Annotated in this window: 13 protein-coding genes; 7 read left to right on the forward strand and 6 right to left on the reverse strand. The window is 60.1% G+C overall.

All coding sequences use genetic code 11. From position 1 onward, the window contains the following. The first annotated feature begins 11 nt into the window (after positions 1-11). On the forward strand, positions 12-473 hold the full coding sequence (locus GXX95_07420; GenBank protein NLT37971.1) for a peroxiredoxin: 462 nt from the start codon (positions 12-14) through the stop codon (positions 471-473). Positions 474-573: 100 nt separating this feature from the next. Then, positions 574-1,011, forward strand: a complete 438-nt coding sequence (locus GXX95_07425; GenBank protein NLT37972.1) for a BlaI/MecI/CopY family transcriptional regulator — start codon at positions 574-576, stop codon at positions 1,009-1,011. A 157-nt stretch (positions 1,012-1,168) separates the two neighbouring features. Here GXX95_07425 and GXX95_07430 read toward each other — a convergent pair whose 3' ends face one another. The 3 genes from GXX95_07430 to GXX95_07440 all read right to left on the reverse strand — a co-directional run bounded on the left by GXX95_07430 (position 1,169) and on the right by GXX95_07440 (position 5,394). Further along, a complete protein-coding gene (locus GXX95_07430; protein ID NLT37973.1) occupies positions 1,169-2,968 on the reverse strand; it encodes a M3 family oligoendopeptidase in 1,800 nt (599 codons plus the stop codon). Positions 2,969-3,024: 56 nt separating this feature from the next. Beyond that, on the reverse strand, positions 3,025-4,182 hold the full coding sequence (locus GXX95_07435) for a citrate (Si)-synthase (GenBank protein ID NLT37974.1): 1,158 nt from the start codon (positions 4,180-4,182) through the stop codon (positions 3,025-3,027). A gap of 288 nt (positions 4,183-4,470) precedes the next feature. Continuing rightward, positions 4,471-5,394, reverse strand: coding sequence for a hypothetical protein (locus GXX95_07440; GenBank protein ID NLT37975.1), 924 nt, complete (start codon positions 5,392-5,394; stop codon positions 4,471-4,473). A 224-nt stretch (positions 5,395-5,618) separates the two neighbouring features. On the opposite strand from GXX95_07440, the gene GXX95_07445 reads away from it, so the two are divergent. Beyond that, positions 5,619-6,164: a hypothetical protein gene (locus GXX95_07445; protein NLT37976.1), complete on the forward strand. Its 546-nt coding sequence runs from the start codon at positions 5,619-5,621 to the stop codon at positions 6,162-6,164. A 20-nt stretch (positions 6,165-6,184) separates the two neighbouring features. On the opposite strand, the gene GXX95_07450 is transcribed toward GXX95_07445, so the two are convergent. After that, on the reverse strand, positions 6,185-6,427 hold the full coding sequence (locus tag GXX95_07450; protein ID NLT37977.1) for a thioredoxin family protein: 243 nt from the start codon (positions 6,425-6,427) through the stop codon (positions 6,185-6,187). A gap of 145 nt (positions 6,428-6,572) precedes the next feature. Then, entirely contained in the window at positions 6,573-8,753 is a 2,181-nt protein-coding gene (locus GXX95_07455) for a hypothetical protein (GenBank protein ID NLT37978.1), read from the reverse strand. 752 nt (positions 8,754-9,505) lie between these two features. Here GXX95_07455 and GXX95_07460 point away from each other — a divergent pair. From GXX95_07460 to GXX95_07475, 4 genes are read left to right on the forward strand one after another with little or no spacing between them, the layout of a single operon-like run. Then, complete coding sequence (locus GXX95_07460; protein NLT37979.1) at positions 9,506-10,474, forward strand: PhzF family phenazine biosynthesis protein; 969 nt, start codon at positions 9,506-9,508, stop codon at positions 10,472-10,474. Positions 10,475-10,530: 56 nt separating this feature from the next. After that, positions 10,531-11,034: a flavodoxin gene (locus GXX95_07465; GenBank protein NLT37980.1), complete on the forward strand. Its 504-nt coding sequence runs from the start codon at positions 10,531-10,533 to the stop codon at positions 11,032-11,034. 4 nt (positions 11,035-11,038) lie between these two features. Beyond that, positions 11,039-11,542: a hypothetical protein gene (locus GXX95_07470; protein ID NLT37981.1), complete on the forward strand. Its 504-nt coding sequence runs from the start codon at positions 11,039-11,041 to the stop codon at positions 11,540-11,542. 38 nt (positions 11,543-11,580) lie between these two features. Next, on the forward strand, positions 11,581-12,243 hold the full coding sequence (locus GXX95_07475) for a helix-turn-helix transcriptional regulator (protein ID NLT37982.1): 663 nt from the start codon (positions 11,581-11,583) through the stop codon (positions 12,241-12,243). A 59-nt stretch (positions 12,244-12,302) separates the two neighbouring features. On the opposite strand, the gene GXX95_07480 is transcribed toward GXX95_07475, so the two are convergent. Continuing rightward, a partial coding sequence (locus tag GXX95_07480) for a prenyltransferase (protein ID NLT37983.1) occupies positions 12,303-12,500 on the reverse strand: 198 nt, incomplete at its 5' end.

Below are 12,500 nucleotides of genomic sequence, written 5' to 3' on the forward strand. Positions count from 1 at the left end.
AGGACAGAGAAATGGCTAAGCACTTGAAGGTGGGAGATGTGGCACCTGCGTTCTCCCTGATGGACCAGAACGGTAATATGGTGGACGTTGGACAGATGGAGGGGAAAAGGGCCCTGGTGGTGTACTTCTACCCCAAGGACTTCAGCGCTGGCTGCACCATGCAGGCCCATGAGTTCCGGGAGATGCACGAGGAGTTCATGAAGAACGGGGCCGATGTGATCGGAGTTTCGTCCGATTCTGTGGAAACCCACAAGAAGTTCGCTGAGGAGCACGAGCTGCCGTTCACGTTATTGAGCGATCCTGACAACAAGGTCCGGGACCTGTACGGTGCCTGGGGGGCGGGGCGGACACCGGGTCGTATCACGTACCTGATCGACCGGCAGGGCGTCATCAGGATGGTGTTCACCTCCCAGATGAAGCCTAGGAAGCATATCAGCGAGGCTTTGCGGGTGCTCAAGGAGATCAACGTCTAGTGCCATCGTCGCATCATCACGTTCCCTCATCCAGCAGGATGAGGTGGCTGAGTTTTTTAAAAGACTATATAGCTACTATGCTCCATAATAGCCCATATAGATGAGTCGCAAGGAGAAGAGCAAGCTCCCCCAGTACAACATCGAAGGGTCAAGGACGGACTCCTTCCTTGGGCCCCTGGAGGCCAAGGTCCTGGACACCATCTGGGAGGCTGAGGACCGCCCTCTCACGGTAAGGGAGGTCCATAAGGCCATGGGTGAGGACAACAGACTGGCGTACACCACGATCATGACCACCATGAACCGCCTCTTCGAGAAGGGTCTTCTGGACCGCGAGGTCAAGAGCGGCAAGGGCGGCCTGTACTACGTCTACTGGCCTGACATGGAAAGGGACGAGTTCGAGCGCTCTGCTATATTAGACGTGCTCCAGAGCCTGAGCGATAAGTTCGGCGAGAATGTCATCAAGTGCATCGTGGAGCAGGCATCCAGGGACAAGGGACAGCTCGACCGGCTCAAGAAGGAGCTGAACGAACTGGAGTGAGCCGGTAAAGGCCTGGGATGCCGCACCGGTCGGGTCTATGGACGGAAGTGGCCCCTGAACCGCTGTGTGCATGGACCATTGGTCCGGGCATCAAACGAGCAGGGTCTACTGAACGTCTCCGACCTCCTCCATACTCGTGCTTCAGATCTGGCCGTACCTAGCTAAGCTCCTCCAGCTGCATAAGGTACTCCTCGGCCTGGTCGATGCCCTTCTGCCAGAACCCCTCCTCGTTTATGTCGAAGCCCAGCTCCGCTGCCAGTTCCGCCGCCGACCGGCTCGATCCGGCCGACAGGAGGTTTTTCAGCCGGGGCACGAACTCCCTTCCCTGCTCCTTGTACAGGCGGTACAGGGCGAAGACGAACAGCTGCGCAAACACATACGGATATTCGTAGAAACGGATGTCCGAGAAATAATGGTGCGGGAATCTCGCCCAGTCCCACCTGTTCTCCGGCAGATACTCCACCGAGGTACCGTATATCGAACGCTGCGCATCCACCCACATTCCCGAGATGGTCTCCCCATCCAGGTACCCGCCCTCGTCCACGGCCTTGGCCAGCTCCATCTCGAAGAAGAAGCGGAACCCTTCCTGGAACACCACCTGGGTAAAGCTGTTGAGCACCTTTACCAAGAGCTGCCTCTTCTCCTCCTTCGTCCCCGCTTCCCGCAGCAGCCGCTCGGTGAGCAGAAGCTCCCCGAACATGCTCCCGCACTCTGCCACGCACAGGCTGACCTGGCAGTTGCTGGGGTTCTGGGCCCTCGTGTAGAGATACGCGTGCACCCCGTGCCCCAGCTCGTGTGCCAGGGTGTAGACGTCGTTGATGTGGCCGTTGAAGCTGGAGAGAATGAAGGCGGACCGGCCATGCACCCAGGTGTCGCAGAACGCCCCTGTTCTCTTCCCCTTCCGCAGCTCCCCGTCCAGGCGCCGCAGGTCGAACATCTCCTGCACCCACTGGCCGTACTGAGGATCGAACCCCGAATACACCGAGATCAGGAGCTCCTTCGCCTCCTGCCAGGAGCGGACCTCGTCCCTGGCGTCCGGTAGCGGGGCCCTCAGGTCCCAGTTTCCCAGTACGTCCAGGCCTAGCAGTGATGCTTTGAGCCGGAAGTAGCGCTGGCACACCGAGGCGTTCCTCCTCACCACCTCCATGAGGGTCATGATCGTCCCCTCCTCGACGTCGTTGTCGATGAGGCTGGGGGTGAGGGTCGAGGGATAGTGGCGCAGCCGGCACATCTCCTGGTGGTCCGTCCATATGGCCCTCAGGGCATCGGACCACAGCAGCTGATCTTCCCCCAGGGTGCTGCCCAGTGCATGATAGACGGCCCTGCGGACCTCGCGGTCAGGGCTGTAGATGTACGGGACCGCCTCCCCGATGGTCAGCGGGACCTCCTTGCCGTCGAACATCGGGCGGAAGGTCTTGGCGCTCAACCACTTGCTCTGCAGCTTGGTCCAGGCCCGGATGCCGGAGCGGTCCTTGGCTATGATTATCTTCTCCTCGCTCTCCGACAGGAAGTGAGGAGCCGACCGCAGGTACCTCTCCAGGTAGTGACGGTACTCTGCCAGGACGGGATCCTGGACCAGCTCTGGCCGGGAGAGAAGAAGCTTTCCGAGGTCAATGCTCAGGAAGGCCATATTTTGCCCTACCCGGTTCGCCGCACGAGAACTGGCATCATTGAGGGAGGTGGCCACGGGATCCCCCTGGTCGGCCTGGAAGCGGAGGGAGCAGTAGGTCAACACTCCCTCGTACTTCAGCGAGAGGGAGTCCTTGGCATCAAGCAAGCCCTTCAGTTCTCCGGCCGAGAGGCCTTGGATGCGGCCGCGGTAGAGCTCCGCGAACCTTGAGGATTCTTCCACGAACTCCTCCAGCTGTGACTTTATACCTTCAGGGTCGGTGCTGTCCACCAGAACCGACAGGTCCCATTGCATCTCCGTCATTTCCGTTCCCTCATGTTTAGCCATTGATGAGCGATAGAACCTGCCTGACCGTTCTTCATTGCCGGAGCGGTCCCTGGAGATCATCTCTCGTCTATGGGTATGTACTCCTGATCGACCTTGCCCACGTAGACGCTCGTTGGCCGGTAGAGAGCGGGCCTCACCGGGGGCTCGGGAAACTTTTCCTCCAGGATGTGTGCGCACCATCCCGCGGAGCGGGACATGGCGAACACCGCGGGGAAGAAGTCGTGGTGTATTCCCATGGCGTGGTACATGGAAGCGCTGTAGAGATCGACATTGGGGTAGATCTCCTTCCCCTTCTTCTTCAGGAACTCCTTCTGCGTGGCCATGGCCATGCGCTCGGTCATCTCGTACCACCGGTACTCGGGATAGTCGGTGGTGATCTGCCTGGCCATGTACTGCAGTATGCGTGCCCGGGGATCGATGGTCTTGTAGACCGCGTGGCCCATCCCCGAGACCCTCTTCCCGCGCTTGAACTGGTCCTCCACCCAGGCCTCCACGCTATCCGGGTCCTTGGTGTCCAGGAGGTTTCTCATGACCTGGGCGTTGGCGCCTCCGTGCAGCGGCCCGGACAATGCCCCGATCCCGGCCGCGATCGATGAGTATAGGTCCGCACCGGTGGAAGCGACGACCCTGGTGGCGAAGGTGGAGGCGTTGAAGGTGTGGTCCGCGTGAAGTATCATGGCCACATCCATGAACCTCACCGCCTCGTCACGGAACTCCCTCCCCCGGGTCATGTACAGAAAGTTGGCAGCGTGCGACAGGTCGTCCCTTGGCTCCACAGAACCCTGGTTGTTGACCAGCCGCTTCCACGCCGCGATGATCGTAGGCATCACCGCGATGGTCCTCATGGCCTTGCGCTGGTTGGCCTCTCGGGACTCGTCGAAGCGTTCGGGGTCGTAGCCCGATATGAGGGCTACCCCCGCCTGCAATATGGCCATGGGCGGAGTGTCCAACGGCAGCATGTCCAGCGAGGCGACGAGGGCACTGGGGACCCTGCGATGGGAGATCAGGTCCTGAGAGAAATCCTCCAGCTCCTCCCTCCTGGGAAGGCGGCCGTGTATCAGGAGGTAGGCGACCTCCTCGAAGGATGAGTATCTCGCAAGGTCCTCGATGGTGTACCCTCGGTATAACAACCTGCCTGCCTCACCATCCACCATGCTGATGTGGGAGGTGGCGGCCTTGACCCCTCTCAGTCCCCTGTTCTCCGTGGAACCCATCGATACACCTAGACAATCTTCATTAAAAATCTTTTTTATAGATTTCAACAATAAGTCAATTCGTCAAATATCTAGACGGCATTTGATTTTTATCTCAAATATCGCAACGTATTCGCCCGCCCGCGTAACGGCCTCGGAGCCCCCATTTGAATGTATATTATTTATATCATTTTACTAGGGCTTCCAGGACCGGCGGGTCTCTGACCGACCTCACTTGGTCGAACCCTATCCTTAACGGTCACGTACCTCGCGGGAGAGCGATGAACGCACGAACGGACGGGGCAGGCCTCAGACCTCATCCCTGTTGTCCAGTAGGGCGGCGAGGTTCCGGGGGAAGTACGAGAGGCTCAGTCCCATCCCCTTTAGCTTGACCTCCAAGGCGCGCACGTCATCCCCTGTGCGCCTTCCGCTCAGCAATAGAGCGGTCTCCTCCTCTGAGAGCGAACCCCGGTCCGAGGACCAGTACACCACGTTCTTGTTGTAGGGGCACACCCGCTGGCAGCGCAGGCATCCCACCAGGGAGTTGTGCGCCATGGGATCGACCCAATCAGGAAACGGCTCGGATGTGTCTTTCTCATTGAGCTGGGTCAGGCACCTCTCGGCCCGCATCATGAACTGCCCCTCCGCGATGGCGCCGGTGGGGCATGCCCTCAGGCAGGCATCGCACCCGTCGCATCCAGAGAGCTGCTCCAACTCCTGCCACTGGTCCTCGTGGCAGGGGGCGTCGCTGTAGAAGGCGGTGAGGCGGTGGAAGCTCCCGAACCTCGGCAGGTAGGTGATGTTGTTCCTGCCGTACTTGACAAGCCCGCTGCGGGCCGCCAGCAGCCTCAGCGGAAGGCGGGCCTTCACATACCGGTACGGCCCCGGTTTAAGCAGGTTGTTCAAAGCCGCCAAGGCCAGATCGTCCGTATCCTCGGCATCGGCGTAGCCAGGGGGGACGGTCAGAGGTATGTCCTCTCCTTTCCATCGCACGCTCACGGACAGGGAGGGCTGCGGCCGGGAGACCACCAGTATGGTCTGGGCATCCGGCAGTTCCGGGGGAACGTCGAAGCTGATCTTGGTCATCAGCTCCTGATAGAAGGCCTCCTCGAACCGCCCCTGCCGATGCTGCTCCTCGACCTCTGCCCTAAGCTCTTGGAGGTGCTCGATGGATACCATCCTCAAGAAGCAGCCCAGATTGTCGTTCTTTGGTCCCGCCCTGATCTCGTCCATTCGTGTGACCCCGCTCTCTACCGGTCCCTGACGGCAGAGTAAGATAATCGCCTTCCAAGAGATAATCTCTGCCCCTGACGCCGCGACGACCCTCAAAACCCAAGCGGTCACGAACGCCATGAGGGTGATCGTGCATGTGCCATCACTTTTTTCCTTCGTAAGAAGACGGGAGCATCATCAAAAGCATCAATAACCGCCAGCCGAAGTTAAATTCGGTGGTCCAGATGGAAAGATACAACCTACTGGTTACCTTCCATCCCAACCAGGCAGGAACGGCGGAGAGGGAGGTAAGGAACAGGATAGAGAGGGCCGGGTATGCCATCGAGGACATGGAGCATTCGTGCGTGAACGGGGTGTTCTGTGTGCAGGTGGACGGAGACGTCAAGGAGCTGATAAGAGGCATCAGGAGGGAGTTCATGGACGCTCCCGAGATGCTCTACCACACCTTCCACTGGGTGCCCGTGGACACTTGGGTGGAGGCGACCGATGAGGCCCTGATCGAAGCGGTGAAGGAGGCCGCTGAAGGCATCGGCGAACATGAGAGCTGGAAGATGCACGTGCACAAGCGTCATCACCCCAAACACTCCGAGGAGCTGATGCTCCTTTTAACGGAGCCCATTCTCAAGGGGAAGGTGGACCTTCGGCACCCTCAGAAGATAATTGCCGTGGAGGTGCTGGGGCCAATGGCAGGGGTATCGCTCCTGGAAAGGGACGAGATCATCGATGTGAACCAGCTGAGGCTCGAGGTGGGCCTGACCCAGATAATCTGAGCTCGTAGAAAGGAATGCCGTCATCCGGAGGTGGAGGTGAGCATGGACTTGATGTCCTCCACGCTGGGCACCATGCCCACGGCCTTCATCTCTCCGTTGATGTAGAGTATCGGCACGCGCATGGTCCCGCGCCTCTTTATCTCCTCGATGTCCTCGATCCGCTCTATCTCCTCTACCATGCCCAGCTCATCCAAAGCCTGCTGGACGTTCCTCTCCAACCGTTTGCACTTTGCGCACCCGATGACCAGCACCTCGATCTTCATGCCACACCTCTACCGTCCCGCTCTCGGCGTCGAGCACGGCACGACATGCCAGGGCTGGACTTTCTGCCAACGGGATCAGCGTAAAAATATGTATCCCCTCATATGCAAAAAGAAAGGGGATGGGTAAAGGGTTTGGACCTCCTCATCATTTCTTGGTTATGGTCCCCGTGGCCTCCTTTAAGATGGTCCCGGTGAGCTTCACCGTCCCATCGGAGTTCTTCACCGTGCTCGATATGGTCATCCCTCCCGAGGCCACGTACGTGCCGGCGGGCAGGGTCAGGGTGAAGGACTTGGTGGCGCTCCACAGGTTCGTCAGCATGTACTTGCTGTACACGCCCGTCTCCTTGATCACGGGGGACCCCGAACCGGTAACGACGATGACCTGCTTGTTGGTGGTGAGCGACGTCCCCTCGGAGGCGGTGTCCAGCGTGGCCGGGGTGATGGTGGGGTCCTTGTGACGGGACGCCCCCATGGCCTTGAACATGTTCTCGGCCATCTGCAGATTATGGATCTGGCTGGAGAAGCTGGAGTAGGACAGCAGCTCCACGCAGAACCCGTACCGGGCAGCTCCGAAGACCGCAGAGTACACCGCCGCCTGATCAGAGCCGGCGACATAGTTCTGGTAGACCGCGATGTGCGGGCGGTACTGGTCGGGGATGTTGTTCACGAACAGCATGGTGCTGATCACGTGGGACCGGAAGTCAGTGTTGTACGAAGGCACGGCCTTCCAGCCCTCCACCAGCGTCAGGTCGCACACCATGGACAGGTGCAGCTGGGCGGTGTACGAGTTCATGATTATGTAGTTCCAGTACCCGGAGGCCCGGGCCTCCTTGGCCAGGTTCAGGAAGCCATCGTACACGAACATGGGCTTGGTGTTGTAGTCGCTCAGCAGCTGATTGTATCCGTTGATGGAGTCGCACTGATCGAAGAACACTCCGGTCGAACCCCACCACCAACTATTATACTGGTCCTGGTTGATGAGGTAGTTCCGGTATGCCGACGAGGCCGCGCTGGCCACGTAGTAACCGTTGGTGTTCTTGTACGGGTGACCCGCCGAGTCGTACAGCGCCCAGGCGCTGGGAACGGCTTTGGACGTGGGCGTCATTTGCTGCGCCGACTTGTAGTTCCAGTTGATCTGGTCGGTGTTCTTGCTCTGCATCGCCACCGTGATCTGGGAACCCTCCACGTAGCTGCGGATGGTGCTATCCCAGTTGTTCATGTTCCCGAAGGTCAGGGGGAATATGTCGGTGCTGTGGCTGCCCCAGGTCTTGACGATCTTGGACGATACCCACTGCGCATAGCCCTCGTCGTGACCCTGCGCCAGCCCGTCGGTGTACTTGTACGGCCGGATGAACTGGTGGAACGTTTCCTTGACGCCGGAAGCGATGCTCGGGACCTTGCAGTCCAGGGAGGTGTACTTCAGGGCGATGAACGATTCCCCGCCCCCGCCCATGTCCTTCGTCCACACCGGTGAGGATATGTAGGCCTCGGTATCGGAGAAACCCCACTCCACGCCCAGCTGCCGTCCGGGGACCCGGACGTCCATGGCAGGAGCGTACATCAGGTAGGACGGATACCATCCGCCCAGACCGTTGGCCTTGGGCCAGTTCTCAGGGTACCCGGGAACGTAGCGGTGGTTCTTGCCATCGGAGTACAGGTTGTACATAGATCCTTTGGCCGAGTACTCCCCCACGAAGTACGTGGTCATGACCTTGGACGTACCGGGAGCATAGGTGGTGTCCAGCTCCATGTAGTCCTTGTAGAACGTGAAGCTCTGGGTCAGGCTGAACTGGCTGCATGACTCCAGGAACCACACGGTGCTGCCGGAGCGGCCCCACTTGGATATGGTCATGCTCACATAGTCCATGGCCTTGTTGTACTGGTCCACCGTCCCGTCCCCTGGGCCGGCGGGGTTCACGCGGCGGTAGACGATGTAGTCGGACGTGAAGTAGGGCTGGATCTTGTAGGTGACATAGCCGCCCGTCCGGTAGTCGACAGTGAGCGAGTACGTCTGCGCGTACACGGTTATGAGCCCGGTCTTCTGGACAACTGTCAGGTTCGATGAGGCCGTGTTAAGGGAGAAGGGGCCGTTCGAGGTCGTGGCCGTGGCCGCGGTCTCGGTCACCTCAATGGCGGTGCCGTCATTCCCCTCCGATCCGGAAAGGGCGGAGTTCTGGTTCAAAACAATGGAAACGATGGGTGCGAAGACCATTCCCACGATCACAAGGACCGAAATAAAAATCTTCAACTTTCTCCCGGCGATCCGCCGTGCCAACCCCTGGCGGCGCGGCCTATCGCCCAATTCAGGCTCGTTAACCGTGCTCATAGCTCACTTCCATATGCCTAGGGCCTAGGGCACCAGGCTCCGAAGGAACGCCCGCGGGGGGTCGCTCCATAGTCGGCTGCGTTGCTAGTCTCGTAGTCTTTCAAGCGTTCCACGCTCCTTTCGGGGGGTTCTCGCTTAAACGCGGATCGGCGCTCGGTGAGGAGCCCAAAAATAGACCCCCTTCGGTCGCCGGACCTATCCATTTTGCTCAGCCCTCCTTTAGGGGGGCCGGGGATAGGATAGGGGACGCTTTGTCCCTTGCAGAAAGGAGAATAGGCTCATATTTAATAAAACCTAGGTGCAAAAAACAAAGAGAAGCATGTTCTGCGTGCAATAAAAAAATCATCTGGATAGTGTCCTCAGATATGCTGGATGACCTCAGAAAAACAGCCAGTAAAAAACGAAAAAAATCATGTTAATAACTTCTATAAGGCGAGACGGAAGGACCCCTTACTGAAATGCCCGTCGAATGAACAAAGGTATCTACGTTCAAAGAGGGAGAAGCGAGGAATGCTTTCAACGATCGTGGTCCTGAGCCTCACCGGAGATCATCGAGATGAGGGCTCCAAGATGTCAGGTCACGCGTCATCTAGCTGGGCCCTCCCATCTTGGCCGAAGGATGGGTCCGTCAGAGCTCGCGATGGCCGCGCCAGTGCGCAGATGTAGGGCAACGCTGCCCGCGGACCGCAGGATGATCGCCGGGTCAAGGATTAAAAATCGGCAGCCCCCTATGATAACATCGGACGGAGAGCATGAGGGAGGTACGCTACCAGAAGATAGATGCTTTTTCTGAGGGGATCGCGGAGGGCAACCCCGCGGGGGTAGTCATGCTGGAGAAGGACCAGGAGCTGACACCAGAGGAGATGCAGGCGATAGCCAGAGAGCAGAAGGGGACTGTCAGCGAGGTGGTGTTCTGCACCCCCAGAGGGCCAGGGACATACACGCTGCGCTACTACTCCTCGGAGTGCGAGGTGGATTTCTGCGGCCACGGTTCCATCGCCTGCATGTACTCCCTGCTCCATGCCGGGCCGCGACCGCCTCCCTTGGAAGTGGTCACGATCGAGACCAGACGTGGGAAGCTGCCGGTGTTCGACGATATCGACGCATCGGACGCGGTGTACATATCCTCCCCGGAACCGCAGCGCCTGCCCTGCACCGTGACCTCAAGAGAGGTCTCTTCCGCCCTCGGGATCCCAGAGGCCCACTTGGAGGGAGGGATGGAGCTGATAAATGCAGGCCTCCGCACGCTGTTGGTGCCTCTGAGGGGACTCGACGAGGTGCTCCGGACCCTGCCGGACTTGGGAGTGCTGGGAGCTTTCTGCCGGGACCGTGAGGTGGACATTGTGCTCATCTTCTCCAAGGAGACGTCGCTCCCTTCGTCCGGGTACCGCACCAGGGTCTTCGCCCCCAAGTATGGGTACCTGGAGGACCCCGCCACCGGCTCTGGCAACTCGGCCCTCGGCCACTGCCTCCTGGACCATGGGATGTGGGACGGAGGTCTGCTGCAGATCGAGCAGGGGCCAAGCCTCGACGCCCCCAACATCGTCAGGCTCAGGACGTCCGGTCCCGAAGGGGGGCGCAGGGTGCTGTTCGGCGGGAGCGCCATCACCAGGTGGGAGAGGATGCTAAGGATCGATAACCCTGGAACCGCCGATCCGCTTCCTGACACCGAGCGCAGGATAAGCATAGGTCATGATGATCGATGCCTCAATGAGCGATAGTGTTATATGATTATTAGTCATATTATGACTTAGAGTCATAACACTAGGGTGATGATATGAGGACATTGGTAACCTACATGTCGCTGAGCGGCAACACCAGGAAGCTCGCGGACACGATCTACGCGAACATCGACGGACCCAAGGACCTCCAGGAGCTGAGCGAGGTCCAGAACCTGGAGGACTACGACCTGGTGTTCGTCGGGTTCCCGGTTCACCAGTTCGGCGCGCCGGAGGCGGTGAAGGAGTTCGTGGAGAAGAACGCCAAGGGAAGGAACATCGCGCTGTTCGTGACCCATGCCATGCCCCCGGGGATGGACATGCTCAAGGGGATAATGATGAAGTGCCAGGCCCCCTTCGCCGCAGCCCGCGTCCTGGGGGTCTACGACTGCCAGGGAGAGCTCGCCGAGAAAGTGGCCCTGTCGCTCATGAGCAGCCCCAACCCCCAGCTTCAGGAGTTCGGGAGGATGCGGGCTATGACCCTAGGCCACCCTGATGCCGCTGAGGTCACCAGAGCAGGGGAGTTCGCGCGCAGCATAGTGGCCATGGCCTCCACGGAGTGAGACCATGAGGACCCTGGTGGCGTACTTGTCCAGTTCGGGCAATACGCGCAAAGTGGCCGAGGCCATCCACGCCGCGCTCCCGGACAGCAGCCTCATGGCCATGACCGACGTGGGCCCGTTGGACGCATATGACCTCATATTCGCTGGGTTCCCGGTGATAGCGGAGGGAGCCCCCCGCAAGGCCAGGAGGTTCCTGGGGAGGGCGCGGGGGAGGAAGGTGGCCCTGTTCCTGACCCATGGAATGCCGGCCGGCATGGACGAGTTCGACGCCGTGGTGCCGAACTGCCGCCGGGCGGCCGCAGGCTGCGAGCTTCTGGGAGAGTTCGAGTGCCAGGGTAGCATGGTCCCGTGGATGCCCAGGCTCCTTCGCCTGTACCCCCGTGGCCGTGTGCGCCGCTGGGCCCGGATGACCGGGGAGGCCCACGGGGCCGGGCATCCCAGCGAGGGGGACCTGGAGCGTGCCCGCGCGTTCGCCGCCGAGGTGCGCGGAAGACTAACAGTACCGTGAGGATGTAAGACCGATGATGTCATGGGACCGGCGATAACATGGGAACGGCGGAGCGCAGGCAGAGGGAGCGGGAGAGGAAGGAGAGGGAGATCATCGATGCCGCACGCGAGCTATTCTTCCAGAAGGGGTACGACTCCACCAGCGTGGACGAGATCGCGGCCAGGCTGGAGATCGCCAAGGGCAGCGTGTACATGTACTTCTCCAACAAGGAGGAGCTCTTCTACGCGGTGGCCAACGACGGCATGCGCATAGCGTTGGAGATGTACGAGGAGGCGGTGAAGGAGGCGAGGACGGGCCTGGACAAGCTCATGGCCATAGGGCGCGCGTACATCCGCTTCTGGTCCTCTCACACGGACTACCGGAGGCTGCTGCACGAAAGCGTGTTCAAGAGCCCTCTGGGATCCTCCGGCCCGCGGGGGAAGGAGATGGCCGCCACAGGTGAGGCCGTTAACGAGCTTATGGTGGCGGTGATCAGGCAGGGCGTCCATGACGGTTCCATACGGCGGGACGTCGACCCTGTGAGGCTGGCCTTCGTCGCCTCATCCATGGTCGACGGCATGCTCCAGCGCATGGAGAAGCGGCAGGCCGGTGAGGAGGTCCGGGAGCAGATGCTCTCCTACGCCTTCGAGCTGGTCAGGGAGGCGGTGGCCGCAGCCCCGCCGACGGGCATGGCGGCGGTCCAGGGGACCGAGGGACAGTGAGGTCAGGACCGTTCCCCTCGGCTCGGTCTGAGGTCGCCCTTGGGCCGTCGACCGGCCGTTCATCCTTGGAGGGCGAGACCAAGGACGACTATAGAGAACAGCAGTCCGCCTAGCAAGTTGTTGACGTAGGGCAATCGCCAGTACAGCTTGTTGATGTCCTTCCGGTGATCGAACAGGAGCATCAGGGGGAAGGCCGGGAACAACAAGACCAGTACGGAGAGGGGGTGGAATCCGGTCAGGTAGATCACCAGAGCGGA

The sequence above is a fragment of the Methanomassiliicoccus sp. genome (genome assembly GCA_012719175.1).
Lineage (GTDB): Archaea > Thermoplasmatota > Thermoplasmata > Methanomassiliicoccales > Methanomassiliicoccaceae > UBA6.